15 protein-coding genes are annotated in these 17,386 nt (G+C 36.1%); 8 read left to right on the forward strand and 7 right to left on the reverse strand.

What is annotated here, in order from left to right; genetic code table 11:
- Positions 1-286: 286 nt before the first annotated feature.
- From aqpZ to KO509_RS13365, 3 genes are all read left to right on the forward strand, one after another.
- Positions 287-988 (forward strand): aquaporin Z, encoded by a 702-nt coding sequence (gene aqpZ / locus KO509_RS13355; RefSeq protein ID WP_215973758.1) that lies wholly within the window; start codon positions 287-289, stop codon positions 986-988.
- A gap of 116 nt (positions 989-1,104) precedes the next feature.
- Positions 1,105-1,266, forward strand: coding sequence for a YqaE/Pmp3 family membrane protein (locus KO509_RS13360; RefSeq protein ID WP_159821012.1), 162 nt, complete (start codon positions 1,105-1,107; stop codon positions 1,264-1,266).
- A gap of 50 nt (positions 1,267-1,316) precedes the next feature.
- A complete protein-coding gene (locus tag KO509_RS13365) occupies positions 1,317-1,508 on the forward strand; it encodes a DUF3185 family protein (protein ID WP_215973759.1) in 192 nt (63 codons plus the stop codon).
- A 117-nt stretch (positions 1,509-1,625) separates the two neighbouring features.
- Here the strand turns inward: KO509_RS13365 and KO509_RS13370 are convergent, their stop codons facing one another.
- The 4 genes from KO509_RS13370 to KO509_RS13385 form a co-directional block, all read right to left on the reverse strand.
- Positions 1,626-2,912 carry an NAD(P)/FAD-dependent oxidoreductase gene (locus KO509_RS13370; RefSeq protein WP_215973760.1) on the reverse strand — a complete coding sequence of 429 codons (1,287 nt, stop codon included), beginning with the start codon at positions 2,910-2,912 and terminating at the stop codon, positions 1,626-1,628.
- Positions 2,913-3,183: 271 nt separating this feature from the next.
- Positions 3,184-4,260 (reverse strand): patatin-like phospholipase family protein, encoded by a 1,077-nt coding sequence (locus tag KO509_RS13375; RefSeq protein WP_215973761.1) that lies wholly within the window; start codon positions 4,258-4,260, stop codon positions 3,184-3,186.
- A gap of 340 nt (positions 4,261-4,600) precedes the next feature.
- Positions 4,601-6,733: a TonB-dependent siderophore receptor gene (locus tag KO509_RS13380; protein ID WP_215973762.1), complete on the reverse strand. Its 2,133-nt coding sequence runs from the start codon at positions 6,731-6,733 to the stop codon at positions 4,601-4,603.
- Between the two features lie 586 nt (positions 6,734-7,319).
- The gene (locus tag KO509_RS13385; RefSeq protein ID WP_215973763.1) at positions 7,320-8,663 is read right to left on the reverse strand and encodes an anti-phage deoxyguanosine triphosphatase; all 1,344 of its coding nucleotides are present in this window, start codon (positions 8,661-8,663) and stop codon (positions 7,320-7,322) included.
- A 156-nt stretch (positions 8,664-8,819) separates the two neighbouring features.
- On the opposite strand from KO509_RS13385, the gene KO509_RS13390 reads away from it, so the two are divergent.
- The gene (locus KO509_RS13390) at positions 8,820-9,596 is read left to right on the forward strand and encodes a transporter substrate-binding domain-containing protein (protein WP_215973764.1); all 777 of its coding nucleotides are present in this window, start codon (positions 8,820-8,822) and stop codon (positions 9,594-9,596) included.
- A gap of 54 nt (positions 9,597-9,650) precedes the next feature.
- On the opposite strand, the gene cmoB is transcribed toward KO509_RS13390, so the two are convergent.
- Both cmoB and cmoA read right to left on the reverse strand, forming a co-directional pair.
- Entirely contained in the window at positions 9,651-10,616 is a 966-nt protein-coding gene (gene cmoB, locus KO509_RS13395) for a tRNA 5-methoxyuridine(34)/uridine 5-oxyacetic acid(34) synthase CmoB (protein WP_215973765.1), read from the reverse strand.
- 66 nt (positions 10,617-10,682) lie between these two features.
- Positions 10,683-11,432 (reverse strand): carboxy-S-adenosyl-L-methionine synthase CmoA, encoded by a 750-nt coding sequence (gene cmoA, locus KO509_RS13400; protein WP_215973766.1) that lies wholly within the window; start codon positions 11,430-11,432, stop codon positions 10,683-10,685.
- A 291-nt stretch (positions 11,433-11,723) separates the two neighbouring features.
- Between cmoA and aspS the strand changes: the two genes are divergently transcribed.
- Together aspS and ruvC are read left to right on the forward strand one after the other, a co-directional pair.
- Entirely contained in the window at positions 11,724-13,508 is a 1,785-nt protein-coding gene (gene aspS, locus KO509_RS13405; RefSeq protein ID WP_215973871.1) for an aspartate--tRNA ligase, read from the forward strand.
- A 68-nt stretch (positions 13,509-13,576) separates the two neighbouring features.
- On the forward strand, positions 13,577-14,104 hold the full coding sequence (ruvC, locus tag KO509_RS13410; RefSeq protein ID WP_215973767.1) for a crossover junction endodeoxyribonuclease RuvC: 528 nt from the start codon (positions 13,577-13,579) through the stop codon (positions 14,102-14,104).
- A gap of 104 nt (positions 14,105-14,208) precedes the next feature.
- On the opposite strand, the gene KO509_RS13415 is transcribed toward ruvC, so the two are convergent.
- A complete protein-coding gene (locus tag KO509_RS13415) occupies positions 14,209-15,309 on the reverse strand; it encodes a Gfo/Idh/MocA family oxidoreductase (protein ID WP_215973872.1) in 1,101 nt (366 codons plus the stop codon).
- Between the two features lie 257 nt (positions 15,310-15,566).
- Here KO509_RS13415 and ruvA point away from each other — a divergent pair, with 257 nt between their 5' ends.
- Together ruvA and ruvB are read left to right on the forward strand one after the other, a co-directional pair.
- Positions 15,567-16,196, forward strand: coding sequence for a Holliday junction branch migration protein RuvA (ruvA, locus tag KO509_RS13420; RefSeq protein ID WP_215973768.1), 630 nt, complete (start codon positions 15,567-15,569; stop codon positions 16,194-16,196).
- Between the two features lie 103 nt (positions 16,197-16,299).
- Positions 16,300-17,310 (forward strand): Holliday junction branch migration DNA helicase RuvB, encoded by a 1,011-nt coding sequence (gene ruvB, locus KO509_RS13425; RefSeq protein ID WP_215973769.1) that lies wholly within the window; start codon positions 16,300-16,302, stop codon positions 17,308-17,310.
- Positions 17,311-17,386 lie beyond the last annotated feature (76 nt).

Below are 17,386 nucleotides of genomic sequence, written 5' to 3' on the forward strand. Positions count from 1 at the left end.
ATCTTTGTAGATTATATTATTCGATTGTTTTTTAATTTTTTGTATTAATTTTATTAAATAGATAAAAAATTGTGACTTTTGAGTTTCTTATCCGTTTTAGAGCTAGTACTAGCATAGTACTCAAAATACCTGTTGGCATTTTACTATGTCATAAGCCAAAAAATTAAACCTTGGAAATATAGCCGAGCTGCTATAGTTAATTAGGTAAATTGGCATGGCGTAACCTTCAACTTGATATATAAAGAGCCCAACAGAATATTACTTCTATAATTATAAAGGGATAAAAATGACATTAACAAAAAAATTGGGTGCAGAGTTTATAGGCACTTTTTGGTTAGTACTTGGTGGCTGTGGTAGTGCTGTGCTTGCAGCAGCATTTCCAGATGTTGGCATTGGGCTATTAGGTGTTTCTTTAGCATTTGGTTTAACGGTATTAACAATGGCGTTTGCTATTGGGCATATCTCTGGTTGTCATCTTAATCCTGCCGTTTCAATTGGTCTTTGGTCTGGTGGTCGATTTTCAGCTGCTGAACTGGGTCCATACATTGTTGCACAAGTTGCTGGTGGTATTGCAGGAGCAGCAGTGTTGTACATTATTGCTAGTGGACAAGCGGGTTTTGATGTTACAGCGGGATTTGCCTCGAATGGCTATGCAGAACACTCTCCAGGTGGTTATAGTTTATCAGCGGCATTAGTCATTGAGATTGTAATGACATTTATGTTTCTTATAATTATTTTAGGTGCTACAGATAAACGTGCTCCACAAGGATTCGCTCCTTTAGCTATCGGTCTTGGTCTTACATTAATTCACCTTATTAGTATTCCTGTCACAAATACATCAGTTAATCCGGCAAGAAGTACAGGTGTTGCCATTTTTCAGGGCGATTGGGCTGTATCTCAATTATGGCTTTTTTGGGTAGCACCCATTGTAGGAGCTATATTAGCTGGGATAGTTTATCGATGGTTTGAAGCTGACGACAAGGCTTAAACAATAGCCATGATAATTGGTAACTAAGGTGTTTTATGTTTTTAGTTAAAAAAGCACGTGTATGCCAATATGATCAGGCAAATTTTCATTTAGATGATTACAAGGAAATATATTTTATGAATAAACTAATACACATTATTTTAGCTTTGCTATTGCCACCTGTAGCGGTATTTTTGAAAAGTGGTGTAGGTAAAGATTTATTAATAAACATTATCTTATGCTTATGTTTTTATGTCCCAGGTATTTTACATGCCCTTTGGTTGATAACAAAAGATTAGTGCAATATTTTTTCTTGCATGTAAACAACAAAATTAATTAGGAGTAAAAAATGGATAACAGAATTATTGGTGTGATCCTTATCATTGCTGGGGCGGCTCTCGGTTTATGGGGGTACGACGTTTATGATTCAGCTAGTTCTCAGCTAAGTCGTACATTAAATGGAGATACACCTATTGAAGCTTGGGCAGGAATGGCTGGTGGAGCAATTGCAGTTTTAGCTGGTATTATAAAGTTAAAGTAATATTTTTAACGTTATTTAGATATTGATAATCAGTTAGCAGATAGATGACTGATTGTTCGGTAGGTCGATATAAATGTCGACCTACCTTTAGTTATACAGTCAGAGATATATACAAGGTTAATGCAATTTTAACCTAGGACGTAAAATACGGTTAATCCGTTCAACTAACATCATTAAAGCCGTTTTAATATAACCGTGCAGTGCAACCTTATGCATGCGATATAAAGAAGCGTAAACTAAGCGTGCTAAGCTTCCTTCAACTTTCATTGAACCTTTAGTAAGGCTTCCCATTAAGCTACCCACAGTACTGTAATTACTAAGGGAAACTAATGATCCATAGTCTGTGTATTTGTACTCTATAAGTGGCTTTTGTTTAAGGGTGGCAAAAATATTTTTTGCTACCAAAGAAGCCATTTGATGAGCTGATTGAGCGCGAGGAGGAACAAAACCACCTTGAGGTAGCGGGCAACTTGCACAATCACCAATGGCATAAATATTATCATCGAGTGTTGTTTGTAATGTTTGTTTAACGACTAGTTGATTAATGCGGTTCGTTTCTAATCCTCCAATATCTTTTAAGAAATTGGGGGCTTTAATACCTGCAGCCCATACCATTAAGTCAGCCTCAATAAGTTCGCCATCTTTCGTTATTAAGCCTGCTTTTGTTGCTTCAGTCACCATTGTTTTAGTACGAACATCAACACCTAGGTTCAGTAATTCTTGGTGTGCAGAGCTAGAAATGCGCTCTGGCAAGGCGGGTAATATTTTTTCGCCAGCTTCTACTAGGCTAACCTTTAAGTCGGTGTTATTAATATGCTCAAAACCATAACTGGAGACTTGCTCTAATGAATTATACAGCTCAGCCGAAAGTTCAACGCCAGTAGCTCCTGCGCCCACAATAGCAATACTGACCTTATTGGTTTCTTTAACGCCTAATTGCAAATACTTATTAAGCATTAAATGATGAAATCTTTTTGCTTGTTGAGGGTTATCTAAAAATATACAGTTATCACTAACACCTTTTGTATTAAAGTCATTAGTTACACTGCCTAATGCCATCACTAATATGTCATAATCTAGTGTGCTTTCTGGTAAGATTTCAGTGCCATCAGGATCAATGATTTTATCTAATTGGATAATCTTTGCTGCGCGATCAATATCTTTTAATGCAGCTAGTTTGAAATTAAAACCATGACTCTTTGCATGCACGCGATAACTTAACGCATCAATACCATCATCAAGTGACCCAGCGGCAACCTCATGTAATAAAGGTTTCCATAAATGCGTGTGGTTTTTGTCTACTAAAGTTATATGAGCCTTACCTTTCCTACCGAGTTTATTGCCAAGTTTAGTGGCAAGCTCTAATCCTCCGGCTCCGCCGCCAACGATAACAATTTTATACATGGTATTTCCTCTCATATTTTTAGATTATTCATTAATATGCAAGCACAACATACTGTTAGTTAATTACTATTTTCGCTTATTTGTTGCGGATTAGCCATCGTTTGAACTATGGATAAAGCTCATTCATTAGTATAGTTAGCATAGCTATTTCGCATGCCTAGAGCGTTTTAGCAAAGTGCCTCTAGGTAATCTAAAATAAAATCACCAATAACCATACATAATATTAATCAGTCTACTGATTAAGCTAAAGATATTAGGTTAAAAGAGTAAATTAAAAACGCTGAATTTTATTGATATCTTGTTTAGCAATAAACTCATTAAACGCATCGGCTAATCGGTCTGTTTCGCTCAATACTTTAAGCCAATATTTAATACGAGTAGGAGCGTCTAATGTTTTAAAGTCATTTCTATCAGGAATTTTATTATAAGGTAATGATTGGATAAATTTTTCTGAAGGCACTAGTAATACGGTGTTTTCATAATGTTTATCGAGCACTTGACGAGACGAGCTCTTATCAAACCAACCCGCTTTAGGTGTATCACTAAAATGAGGATATAGGGTAAGGTTATCGAATTTTTTTTGTTTGGTATCAATCACTTTTTCATTGTGAAGTGCAAAGTCAAAATGATAATCAATAATACCACCATCTCTATAGGTACCTTGGGGGGAATTAGCAATATTTTTAATGCCAGACATCACCATTGGAATTGAGCCTGAAGCAAGAAGGGCATCAGGAATATTGTCTTGGGTAAAGTCTATGTAGTGACTAGTAAAGTTGTATGGATCATTTACGATCAAATTGCTTGATTTAGGACGATAGATAAATCGTTCATATTGGTAACTTAATAAACGTCTATCTATTTTATTTAATAACATACTACCAAGTAAGCCAGCGCATTGAACCGCTTTATTTTCATAGCTTATCAGCCCGTTACATTTAGCGACAATAAAATGTGCTTTGAAAATTTTATTGCTTAACACTTCATTTACACCGGATGTGCCAAAAATATGGGACAGCATATCAACAGCTGAATCTGATATATCAGCAGTGGTCGGCTTATCATCATACACTGTACGCGCGTACTTATCGGCTAAACGAGAAATAGCTGCTACAGGATCTTTTTGCGCGAAGCAAGCCGCACGAAATGCTCCAGCACTAGAGCCAATAAGGTTTAATTCTGTAGTGCGTTCTTTAAAGAAGTCACCGAATAGGTATTTATCTAAGCCGAAAAGGGTAAACCATTTTGGTCCACCTGATGCACCTAAGAAATTAGTAAACAGCTCTTGTTTAAAGCCATTTTCTTGAATAGTTGTTAAGGCGTTTTCGCCTGCGTAAATGTCTAGCATAAGTTATTAAATGGTATCGTTTAATTGAGTATTATTTTGACGCGATAGATAATTGATATTACATTTAAATAAAGTATTAATCATAATTCTTTCTAATGCTTTGAATAATAATGGTGTTCTTGTTAATTTTTACAGTATAGCGAGGGAATTAGAAGATGAGAACAGCTTATGTAACAGATTATAAGGAGCTTTGTAGCATGTGCTTCAATAAGACCGATTATAAAAATAAACGCATTAACTATTTAACATGACCAAACAGGGATAATCGTGTTCAGGATGAATTATAATTAATGCGTTAAAATGCATATTTTTAACGTTAACTTTACCTTAAAGCTAAAGATTAAAAGCTATAAGTTAAGCCAACACTTGCTGTGATAGGAGCACCATAAAAGCCAATGTTTTTCAGGCTCGTGATATATTTTTCATCGGTGATGTTATCAATATTTGCTTGTATGGCAAGATCATTAGATACATTCCAGCGAGCAAAGGCATTAACCAATAAGTAAGAGTCTTGCTTAACAGAGCCTGCGGCATTCTCAACTTCTGATTGCCATCTACCACCTAAACCAAGTTTTAATTCTGGTAGCTGCGGTAAATTATAAGCTAAAGTAAACTTAACGGTATCTTTAGGCTCCCATGCACTAGTATCATCACCAAAATCATCTTCAATATCTACAAAAGTATAAGAAAAATTAGCGTTTAGGTTATCGGTAATATTACCTGCAACTTCTACCTCAAAACCGGTTGAATCCATTGTTGCGCCTTCGTAATAATAAGTTCCGTTATCATCAATACCAGCAAAAACGGCGATATTTTCTTGCTCAGCACTAAATACTGCAAATGTAGTTAATAGGTTATCGTCAAACCATTGCGTTTTTACGCCTATTTCGTAATTAACACCTTTGCTAGGGTCTAGAAATTCACCATCAATATCGTACTGATCTAATGGTTGATAAATATCTGAGTAACTTACATATACATTAACATCGTCATTAATCATATATGTTGCAGCAAGGTATGGACTAATTTCACTTTCATCATTATCAACAGCCACACCTGAATTATTACCTTTACGGTTATAATCAATCGCATTAAACCCTGCGATAACAAATAAATCATCCGTTATATTCAACTTAGTCGATCCAAATATACGCGTAAGAGTGACATCAAGATCGGCATATGTAACTTGATCATCCCATTCTGGTTCAGGCAACGCGTCAGAGTTTGTTGAATAGGGGAAAGCTGGAGCGTATGTTACAGTTGAACCGTTATATTCAAAGTATGGTGCTGAGGCAATAGAAGGGTTTGTAAATGAAGTAGAAGTACTTTTGGAGGAACTTGTACCAAACATTAACTCGTGATTTTTACCCGCTAAGTTATATTCACCTTTAACAGTTACATCGAATAAATCAGCTTTAAACTCAGAATCATAACGGCCAGGTAAAGCAATTAAACCTAAGTTAGTTTCGCTGTCAAACAGTCCTAAAGCATCATAAACATAGAGCAATTTACTTTGATCATCAGACGCTTGTCTATTATAAGTAGCTTTCACTTCCCAATCGTTATCGAAAGTATAAGTATATTCAGCAAAAAAGTTTGTATTGACAGCATCCCATATAGTCCAGTCTTGAGTCGGACTACTACTTACATCAAAGTCTGCTTGTGTGCCATCGGCGTATGCTAATGATAAGCCCCCCCACATAACACCATCACTATTAGCATCTTGATGTGATGCACCAAAGGCTAGTGTTGAATTATCTGTTAGTTGGCCATCAACCACAAAAGAGATATAAGTGCGATCATCCTCTAAGCCATCAAGGTATGAACCAGAGTCTTCAGCAACAGCAATAACGCGCGCTGCCCAACTACCGCTATCAGTTAAAAAGAATGAATAATCGGCTTGTAAACGTTTAAGATCGTACGAGCCTAAAGTTACACCTACTTCACCTTCATTTTCATTGGTTGGACGTTTACGTACATAGTTAATTGTACCAGCAGAGTTACCAACACCGGTTAATTGACCATTAGCACCACGAATAACTTCAATTTTTTCATAAGCGTAACTTTCCATTGCACCGGTAACAAGTCCCCAACCATTAGGTAGGCCGATACCATCTATTTGAGTGCTTTGAATATCAAAACCGCGGGCTGTATATCGAGTACGGTTAGTTTCACCTTGTTCTACGGTAATACCTGTCGCCATTTTCATAACGTCATTAATACTATTCGCAGCAAAGTTTTCAATTTGTTCTGCACTTATAACGCTAATTGATTGTGGCGTTTCATTAAGCTCCATCGTTAAACCGGTGGCACCTTTGCTAACTCGGTCTTGACGAACGCCTACGATAAGTATTTTCTCAACATTATTATTTTCTATTTCAGCACTTTTTTCTGTTTGTACATTTTGTGCATAAGCCGGAAGTCCCATAGCCAAAATTAACGTAGAAAATGCAAAAGTACATTTAAGTTTCATGTTTATCCTCAGGTTATCTATTCTGTTATTAGCAAATTTCTCGCTATTATACATTTAGTAAACTGTAACACAAATGATAATTGTTTTTATTTGTAGGTGATTGAGGTAAGACAAATTACATTAATTAAGTGAACAATTTTATACGGAGAAAAAATTGCCAAATACAAGGTATTTATTTAATAATTCGTTGTGCTAATTATTAAATAAATAACGATGTCGTTGGTGGTTTTAGCAAGTCGAAATGATCATTTAGCTAGTGAGATTGGTATAAGCTGTTCTTTATACATAATGAGGCCTGTATTTATCTCTATTACCTGTTAGTGGGAATGTTATATTACATTGCAATAAATAAGCATAAGTGGTTGTTGTTAGTCGTGCTATTAACGTTGGAGAATAAAGTTTATTTGATTAGTAAAAGTGAAGAAGATATCGAAAGATTCTCTTTGTAGGTATATTTCTAAGGCTATTTTATTAATATTTCTATTAACTTTAATGACCTTAAATATTCATATTTAAGGTCATTAATTCTTTGCTATTGTTGTCTCAATTTGACGAGTAAAATAACAATAAGCTCAAGGTAACTAATTTAGCTTAAATTATAACCGCTATTGGCGTTAGGGAAGAATAACGTTTGGTACAATCTTGTGGCATAGTCATCTGTCATTCCTGCAATATAATCAGCAATAACACGGTATTCATTTTCACCATTATCTTTAGCTTGTTGCCAACGTTTAGCACTATTTTTTGGTAATAACCTTAATGGATCAGATGATAATGCTTCAAATAGCTCCATCACTATTTGTTGGCCTCTATATTCAAGTCGCTGAATACTCGTTTGTTTTATAACAAAGTTATAAACGAAGTCTTTGAATATTTGTAGTACTTGCATTGTCACTTTAGGTAGTGTCGCATTGTACTTTAATAATGGCTCTTTGAAGTTAACATTAGTATAACGTTCATTTAAATCAGTTAATTCTATCGCGGTTATTAGGTAATTGACTAAGCCACCAATCGCGTCTTTTTGTAAATAATGTTGTTCGCTAAATAGGTTGCTCGTTAATGATTGGCAATACTGTAAAATCCAAGCGTCATCTAATTGCAATAATTTTTGAATAACATGAGTGTCAAAGTCATTCTGATTAACAACCCCTGTAACAATAGCATCTTCAAGATCATGGATACCATAAGCAATATCATCAGCTAGTTCCATAATTGAGCAGTCTAGTGATTTAAAGCGAGTTTTGTTATGACCTTTTTGTTGGATTTTTATTTGTTGAAATAATTCACGATCGGTTGCTGATAGAGGGGCTAGTAGCCAATTAATTATTTCTTCATCATCATAATATAACCCTTTAGGTGGATGCCATTCACCGGCTTTTAACTGCCTGAAATTATCAATAACTGAATGATTAGAGGCGTTGCTTAATTTTTCTAATGTTTGTGGATATTTTAATAAACCTAATAGCGTTCTTCGGCTTAAATTCATACCATGATGTTCGCTAAAAGGCTCTAAACGAGCAACAATTCTAAAGGTTTGTCCATTGCCTTCAAAACCGCCATGATCTCGCATCATGTAATGTAATGCTACTTCACCGCCATGCCCGAAAGGAGGGTGACCAATATCATGCGCTAAACAAATGGCTTCAACTAAGCTATCAGTAACTGGAAATAATGTTTGGCATAATTGAGGGTATTTACAGCGAAGTTGTGCGGTAATACCTGAGCCAATTTGCGCAGCTTCAAGAGAATGAGTTAACCGTGTGCGATAAAAATCACTTTGACCGCTACCCATGACCTGAGTTTTTGATTGTAATCGTCTAAAAGCGGCGGAGTGTAGAATTCTAGCACGATCTCGTTGAAAAGGATCACGATGATCATGTTGTCTTTTTGATACTTTCTTTAAACGTCTTTCCAACCAAACTTCATTCATAGCTGTCTCATACCGTCTTGATTTTTCATGAATAACAATATATCAATTGATGTTACACTGATTGATACTATAGCGAATAATAAATAGTATCAATCAGTCTTTATTTCGAAGTGAGCTAAGTATTCATTTGGGTATGAATTTAGGAGTGAATTGTTTTTGAAATTTTTAGTTAAAACAGCTGTTTTTGTGATGCTATTTTTAGCTACTATTCAGCCTAATGCATTTTGTGCTGAAGATAATCACATTATCTTGCTTGCCGGCTTATCCAAACCGCCTTTTATTTTTGTTGAGAATGATAAAGGTATGCAAATTGAAATTATCCAGGCGGCACTTGATAAATATCACTATCAAATAAGCTTTTTTTATTTGCCAATGACTAGGCATATAGAGGTGTATAAAAAACGTAATATTGAAGGCTTGATTACCTTATCAACGACAGAAAATGAATTAGGGTTATATCTTTCAAAACCTTATATAAGTTACCGAAATGTAGTGGTGACACTGGCAGATAGTAACGTCAATATAACAAAAATTTCAGATTTATCAGATATGCGCGTTGCTGGATTTCAAAATGCGCTCAAGTTTTTAGGAAAGGAATACAATAATATTTTCAAAGAGTCGAATAGTTATGTTGAATTAGCTGATCAGAAAAGCCAAGTAGCATTATTATTTACTCAACGAGTTGATGCTCTGGTAATTGATATAGATATTTTTAAGTATTTACTCACTTTAATGAAAAAAGAAGGCTTAAGTAAGAATATTTATAATGCCGAATTTGTCGTTCATCCATTGTTCGGAAATATTGATTATGTTGCAGGCTTTAGCAATCAGCAACTGCAGAAAGATTTTGATAATGGCATCAGCGAGATTAAGGCGAACGGTAACTATCAAAAAATTATTGATAGTTACCTAAAACCTCAAACTCAAAACTAGCTTAGAAAGCCTAGGATTTAGTAGGAAAGAATAATGAACCTGATCTTAGGTTCATTAAGCATTAGCAATAAAAATAGCCCTTTGTGGCGCTGGGTAGCCCTCGATTGTTTTACTGTTATCTTCTGGGTCTAAAAAGTCAGACAATGACTCAGTATCTATCCACTCTGTTTTTCGTTGCTCATCTAAGGCGGTAATATCTGTATTTACAACTCGAATATTGCTAAAGCCACAGCGCTCTAACCATGCGCACATTGCCTTAGCGCTTGGTAAAAACCAAACGTTGCGCATTTTAGCATAGCGTTCACCAGGTACTAATACCGTATTTTCATCGCCGTCTACAATTAAGGTTTCTAGCACTAGCTCACCACCTTTGACTAATTGTGATTTTAACTGGTAAAGGAAATCGATAGGAGAGCGGCGATGATATAAAACGCCCATGGCAAAAACAGTGTCAAAAGATTTTAATTCCGGTAATTGTTCAACACCTAAAGGTAATAAGTTAACCGCTTTATCTTGAATGAAATGTTGTACAGCATTAAATTGCATTAAAAAGAGTTGTGTCGGATCTACGCCGACAACAAATTTAGCTCCGGCACCGCGCATTCGCCATAAATGATAGCCGCTGCCACAACCTATATCTAAAACATACTTACCTGATAAATCGCCAATATGTTCCGCTAATCGATCCCATTTAAAGTCGCTACGCCATTCTGTATCTATGTGCAGGCCATGAATATGGTATGGACCTTTACGCCAAGGTTTAAACTTTTTCATTAAGTTTTCTAAGCGTTTTTCTTCACCGGGATTTAAATCACCCTTACTACCCACAGTAACACTTGTGGTTAAATCTACGTTGTTACTCTGACCATTAGGTAAGGCTTCTAGCGTTTTCTGCCAATGTTTAAATTCGCCATGAAGTTCGTTTTTTTGCCAGTGATCAAGCTGTGCAGGCAAAGTGTTTAACCAATGGCTTAAACGGTTAGTCGCAATTTGTTGATAAAAGTTACTAAAATTTGTCATAGTGTTTGTCTGTAGATTACTTCTATTTAGAAATTAATATTTAAGGTAAAGTATTTGTTAGGTTAACTATTTTATTGCAATAAAAGAAATAAAATTAAAACACTGAAACCAAGGTGAAACATGGCTAAAGCCAGCCTCTTTTAAACGTTGAATATGTTGCTCTACTGAGTCAGTGCGCATCACGTTTTCTAATGCGGTACGCTTTTGTGCTACTTCTAATTCACTATAGCCATTTGCACGTTTAAAGTTATGATGTAAATCGATTAAGTGCTCATCAATAACAGAATCACCATGAGATATTTTTTCTGAAATAACAAGAATACCACCATCATTAATGCCATCGGCTATATTATTAATTAAGCTTTGACGATCAGCTTTATCAACAAACTGCAGTGTAAAATTGAGCACGACCATTGAAGCATTAGTCACCTCTACATCTTGTATATTAGCTTCAATCACTTCGACGGGTGTTTCACCTTTAAAAGCATTAATATGCATTGTGCAGCGTTCAATCATTGCTGGTGAATTATCAACGGCTATAATTTTACATTTCGTGTTTTTTATACGCTTGCGCATGGCTAATGTTGCTGCACCTAAAGAACAGCCTAAATCATATATCAAGGTGTCTTGTTGTACAAAGCGTTGGCTCAGACGGCCAATAGTGTCAATAATTGTGTTATAGCCCGGCACAGAACGCGAAATCATATCGGGGAAAACTTCCACAACTTGTGCGTCAAAAGCAAAGTCTTTTACTTGTGCGTGTGGGTTTGAATAAATTAAATCAGTATTGGTTAAGTTAGTGTCTGAAGTATCCATGGCTTTCATTGTTGTAACAGTTTGAGTTATTTTAACTGATATTTATTCGATATATAAGCAAAGGAACCTGCAAAGTTGAATTTTAATATCGATTTACATGGGATAAAGCCATAACTGTCCTTTTTGAATGTCTGTTCAGTTAAGTTAATGAAATAATCACTCTGAGTTAGGGTGACTTTACTATTCATTGCTTTATAATATCCGGCATTTATAAGCTTGCACTAAGTTATTCATGGGTTGTTCATGATGTACCTGCAAGCAGTAGTTTCTATTATTATCAAGGCAAAAACTATGCGTAGTCTTTATTGTGGTGAGGTTAATGAATCTCATATTGGTCAAGAAGTCACTCTTTGTGGCTGGGTAAACCGTCGTCGTGACTTAGGTGCTGTTATCTTTTTAGATCTTCGTGATCGTGAAGGATTAGTGCAGGTAGTTTATGATCCAGATTTACCTGAAGTACTTGCCACGGCAAACACTTTACGTAATGAATTTTGTGTTCAGTTAAAAGGTAAAGTAAGAGCACGCCCAGAAGGTCAAGTAAATAAAGACATGAAAACGGGTGCTATTGAAGTATTAGGTTTAGAGTTAACGATTTTAAATAAGTCAGCGCCATTACCATTAGACTCAAATCAAACAAACTCAGAAGAGCAACGTTTAAAGTACCGCTATCTTGATTTACGTCGTGTTGAAATGACAGAGCGACTTCGTTTTCGTGCAAAAGTAACGTCAAAAGTACGTAGTTCATTAGAAAATTTAGGCTTTTTAGATATAGAAACACCTATTTTAACGGCGGCAACACCTGAAGGTGCGCGTGATTATTTAGTACCAAGTCGTACTCATAAAGGTAAGTTTTTTGCTTTACCACAATCACCACAATTATTTAAACAATTGTTAATGATGTCTGGCATGGAACGTTATTATCAAATCGTTAAGTGTTTCCGTGATGAAGATTTACGTGCTGATAGACAACCTGAATTTACACAAATAGATATTGAAACGTCATTTATGTCGAGTGATCAGGTGATGGAAGTCACTGAAACAATGATCCGTGAACTATTCAAAGAAATGCTTGATGTTGATTTAGGTGATTTTCCTCGTATGCCATTTTCTGAAGCAATGGCACGTTATGGTTCAGATAAACCAGATTTACGAAATCCATTAGAGCTAGTTGATGTTGATGATTTAGTCAAAGATGTTGAGTTTAAAGTGTTTTCAGGCCCTGCAAATGATGAAAATGGTCGTGTAGCTGTTATTTGTGTTCCTGGTGGAGCGGCGAAGTTTTCAAGAAAAGGCATTGATGATCTTACTAAGTTTGTTGGTATTTATGGCGCTAAAGGTATGCCATGGATGAAAGTAAATGATATTGATGCTGCCTTATCCACGGGTGTTGAAGGTTTACAATCACCAATATTAAAATTCTTATCAGCGGATGCCGCAAAAGCATTACTTGAACGTACTAAAGCGGCGACAGGTGATATTATTTTCTTTGGTGCAGATACTTATAGTGTAGTAAGTGAATCACTTGGTGCATTACGTCTTAAAATCGGTGAAGATTTAGATTTATTAGAAGGTGAATGGAAACCATTATGGGTTGTTGACTTCCCTATGTTTGAAGAAATAGATGGTCGTATGCATGCGCTCCATCATCCATTTACTGCACCAACGAATTTAACACCTGAGCAACTTGAAGCTAATCCATTAGGTGCTTTATCTGATGCTTACGACATGGTTTTAAATGGCTGTGAATTAGGTGGTGGTTCAGTACGTATCCATAAGCAAGATATGCAGTCAGCTGCTTTTAGAATTTTAGGTATTGATGAAGCTGAAGCACAAGAAAAGTTTGGCTTCTTACTTGAAGCGCTACAATATGGTGCTCCACCTCATGCCGGTCTTGCTTTTGGTCTTGATCGTTTAGTGATGTTAATGACTGGCACAACTTCAATTCGTGAAGTAATGGCGTTCCCTAAAACGACTACTGCGGCTTGTCCATTAACTAATGCGCCTGGTAATGCTAATCCTGATCAGTTAGCTGAGTTAGGTATCCAAAAGCTTGAAAAGAGTAGTGATGACGAATAAATAGTATTGAGTAGCGATTGCCAGTTATACTGGCGGTCGTTCTTATAACTAATGATTCGTTATTTACTATGTCAATAATCCTCGGTATTGATCCCGGTTCGCGCTTTACAGGCTACGGTGTTATTAATTATGAAGGACGCAGCTTTACTTATCTTGGTAGTGGTTGTATTAAAGCGCTTAGTCAAGGTGAAGATCTTGGCTCACGCTTACAAACTATTTTTGCGGGCGTTTCTGAAATAATTCTTCAATTTAAGCCTGATATGTTCGCAATTGAACAAGTCTTTATGGCAAAAAACCCAGACTCTGCACTTAAATTAGGACAAGCTCGTGGGGCTGCTATCGTTGCAGCAACTAATCATGATTTATTGATTGCTGAATACTCCGCAAGGCAAATTAAGCAGGCTGTTGTTGGCACAGGAGCTGCCGATAAAAGCCAAGTGCAACATATGGTCAAAACTATTCTTAGGTTACCTGGCACACCACAAGCCGATGCAGCCGATGCATTAGCCGTGGCATTATGCCATGCTAATAGCCATGAAAGCTTAGCAAAACTCACCGGACAAGCACAAAAGACAGTGAGAAGAAGATTAAGATAATACTTAACTAATACTAATGCCAAATTTAGTTAAGTTTAGTTAAGTTAAATTAATTCCATTAGTTTATTTAAATTAATTCCATTAGTTTAAATAAACTAATGGAATTAATCATTAGGGTAAATAACCCCTATTTTCTTTCGTGCTTGGTCAATAATTGATATTACCTGTCTGCTTAATTCCCAGGTGGTTACTGGTGATTGTAAAGCGTCAATATTTACTGTTTTCACTGGTTTATTTAGGTGTTTATGTGCTTGAACTAATTCAATAAAATGTGATATTTCATAACTCATTGGTTGATGATTTTCAATTACACCTTTATCTGAATTTGTGCCTTTATTCATGCTGAGTAACTCATAACTGCCATTATTCAAAAACAGTTCAACTTTACTCATTAATGCAACAAATTCAATTCTTAATCGACCTAATTCGCCTTGAAATTCTACAAAGTTTTCACCATTACTTATTTTTGAATAGCTGATATTAGCGATCTTATCTCCATAATTTAGTTGTAAATCACCAGCACCGTCTACTCCTGTTTCGAGTTTTACGCCTTGGGCAGAAATGGTGTCAGGCTCGCCCCATAAAGCGACAACAGGATAAAGTGGGTATATACCAATATCAATTAATGCGCCGTTGGCAAACTCGGGTAAAAAAGTATTCGGTATTTGACTTGGTTTATCTGGCGTTAATTTATTTTTTGCTAAAGAATCGAGCGCTAGGGAGTATCTTGAACTGTATTGGCAATATTGGCCAAAATATTTACGCGGCTTTCCAATACGATAAATATGCTGTTTGACCAATGAAAAGTTTGGTAGATGTAAGCTCATTAATGCTTCCATAAAACAGCAGTTATTTTCTATTGCGGCAGATAATATCTCACTCAATTCTTTACTATTTGAAGCACTCGGTTTTTCACCTAAGACATGCTTTCCTGCATTCAAACATTGAATCGCCTGCTTGGCATGAAAGCTATTTGGAGACGCAATATATACGGCATCAATATTATCATCGTCAAGCATTACTGCTAAATCAGTAAATACTTTTACTTTTTTACCATCATTTATATAATCATACTGTAAGGCTTTCGCTTCACCTGTCGCTTGTTGACGAGAATATATGGCGTAAAAATTAAAGTCTTCCACTTCTGTTGCTGCAGTTAAGAAAGTATCTACAATAAAATTACTGCCAATAATAGCCATGTTTATTTTTCTGTTGGGTAAAGAAGTCTTTTTCATAATGTATTTGTATGCTTAATACTTGTTGGTAAATAATTGATTTTTAGTAACTGCTCGTTTAGTTAAACGATAAGGAAAAATTGTATTCACTGTATTTTGGTTCTTCACAGTCTAAACTATCAGAAAATATAAACTAACTAAAATATTATCAGAATTAAAATAGTTTACTGTATAAATATCTAGTGGTATGATTTTGTCATATTAATTATTTTCTTTAGGTTTATCTTGTGATTGGTCGTTTATCTGGTACTTTAGTTGAAAAATTCCCCCCCGAAATTCTCATTGAGTGTGCAGGTGTTGGTTACGAAGTAACGATGCCAATGACAAGTATTTATGCACTACCTGAATTGCATGAGCAAGTGATTATCTACACTCATTTTGTTGTTCGTGAAGATGCACAATTATTGTATGGTTTCGCTAATACGACGGAACGAAAGCTTTTTCGGTTATTAATTAAAGTGAATGGTGTTGGCCCTAAATTAGCCTTAGCGGTATTATCAGCAATGTCAGCTGATCAATTTGTGAGTTATGTTGCCCATGATGATGTCTCTGGTATTGTTAAAATTCCTGGGGTCGGTAAAAAAACAGCTGAACGTTTGTTAATTGAAATGCGAGATCGCTTAAAGGACTGGCAAGTCACTTCGTTAACACCAGCAACGGATGCAATGCCAGTACAATTGACCACCGAAAATACTTTTGTGAATGATCCCTTCCGTAATAATAAAGGTGACGCGATTAATGCTCTTATTTCATTAGGTTATAAACAAGTACAAGCAGATAAAGCTGTTAAAGCTGTTTATAATGAAGGTATGTCGAGCGAGGATATTATACGCCTTTCTTTAAAATCGATGTTGTAAATACTCATACTGCCACTGTACTCTCCTAAAGCAGAACCTTTACTAACATAAATAATATTAATTATTGCAACGCAAAGCGTGTCGGTAATCATAGGAAATAAAAATGATAGAAGCAGATCGTTTAATTGAGCCTGTCGCAAGTATTGAAGATGAAGGTGTTGATCGTGCCATTCGCCCTAAAATGCTCACTGACTATACTGGGCAAGCTCATGTTAAAGCACAAATGGAAATTTTTATTCCTGCGGCTAAAAAACGCGAAGAGCCCCTAGATCATTTACTTATTTTTGGGCCTCCAGGTCTAGGTAAAACAACCTTAGCCAATATTGTTGCTAATGAAATGGGCGTTAATATTCGAACCACTTCTGGTCCTGTGTTAGAAAAGGCAGGCGATTTAGCGGCACTGTTAACCAATTTAGAAGAAAATGATATTCTTTTTATTGATGAAATCCATCGGTTAAGCCCTGTAGTTGAGGAAATACTTTATCCTGCAATGGAAGATTATCAACTTGATATCATGATTGGGGAAGGGCCTGCTGCTCGTTCTATAAAATTAGATTTACCGCCTTTTACTTTAATTGGTGCTACCACTAGAGCTGGTGCGTTAACATCGCCACTAAGAGATAGATTTGGTATTGTGCAACGGTTAGAGTTTTACAATGTTGAAGATTTAACCAGTATTGTTAAACGTTCAGCACATTTTCTAAATTTAGATATTGATGAGCTAGGGGCTTTTGAAGTTGCACGCCGCTCTCGAGGTACACCTCGTATCGCTAACCGATTGTTACGTCGTGTACGGGACTATGCTGATATTAAAACTCATGGTCTAGTGAATCAAGAAACCGCGGCATCAGCTCTTGATATGTTAGAAGTTGATAATGAAGGGTTTGACATTATGGACAGAAAGCTATTACATGCGATTATTGACAAGTTTATGGGAGGGCCTGTTGGACTTGATAATGTGGCTGCTGCTATTGGTGAAGAGCGCGAAACCATAGAAGATGTTCTTGAGCCATTTTTGATTCAACAAGGCTTCTTACAGCGTACACCTCGTGGCAGAATTGCTACCGATAGGGCATATCAGCATTTTTCAATCACGCGGCCAGAGCCGAAGTAAATTGTTCGTTATCTCGTTAATAATTTGATTTTATCTAGCGGCATCGTAACCCTAATTGATTTAGGATTACGATGTT

The organism is Colwellia sp. C2M11, from assembly GCF_018860915.1.
Classification (GTDB): domain Bacteria; phylum Pseudomonadota; class Gammaproteobacteria; order Enterobacterales; family Alteromonadaceae; genus Colwellia.

Excerpts from the sequence above, each read along its gene's own strand:
- ruvB (WP_215973769.1), top strand. The coding sequence starts at position 16,300 with ATGATAGAAGCAGATCGTTTAATTGAGCCTGTCGCAAGTATTGAAGAT.
- KO509_RS13360 (WP_159821012.1), top strand. The coding sequence starts at position 1,105 with ATGAATAAACTAATACACATTATTTTAGCTTTGCTATTGCCACCTGTA.
- cmoA (WP_215973766.1), bottom strand. The coding sequence starts at position 11,432 with ATGGATACTTCAGACACTAACTTAACCAATACTGATTTAATTTATTCA.
- KO509_RS13380 (WP_215973762.1), bottom strand. The coding sequence starts at position 6,733 with ATGAAACTTAAATGTACTTTTGCATTTTCTACGTTAATTTTGGCTATG.
- cmoB (WP_215973765.1), bottom strand. The coding sequence starts at position 10,616 with ATGACAAATTTTAGTAACTTTTATCAACAAATTGCGACTAACCGTTTA.
- KO509_RS13375 (WP_215973761.1), bottom strand. The coding sequence starts at position 4,260 with ATGCTAGACATTTACGCAGGCGAAAACGCCTTAACAACTATTCAAGAA.
- ruvC (WP_215973767.1), top strand. The coding sequence starts at position 13,577 with ATGTCAATAATCCTCGGTATTGATCCCGGTTCGCGCTTTACAGGCTAC.
- KO509_RS13385 (WP_215973763.1), bottom strand. The coding sequence starts at position 8,663 with ATGAATGAAGTTTGGTTGGAAAGACGTTTAAAGAAAGTATCAAAAAGA.
- aqpZ (WP_215973758.1), top strand. The coding sequence starts at position 287 with ATGACATTAACAAAAAAATTGGGTGCAGAGTTTATAGGCACTTTTTGG.
- KO509_RS13370 (WP_215973760.1), bottom strand. The coding sequence starts at position 2,912 with ATGTATAAAATTGTTATCGTTGGCGGCGGAGCCGGAGGATTAGAGCTT.
- KO509_RS13365 (WP_215973759.1), top strand. The coding sequence starts at position 1,317 with ATGGATAACAGAATTATTGGTGTGATCCTTATCATTGCTGGGGCGGCT.
- aspS (WP_215973871.1), top strand. The coding sequence starts at position 11,724 with ATGCGTAGTCTTTATTGTGGTGAGGTTAATGAATCTCATATTGGTCAA.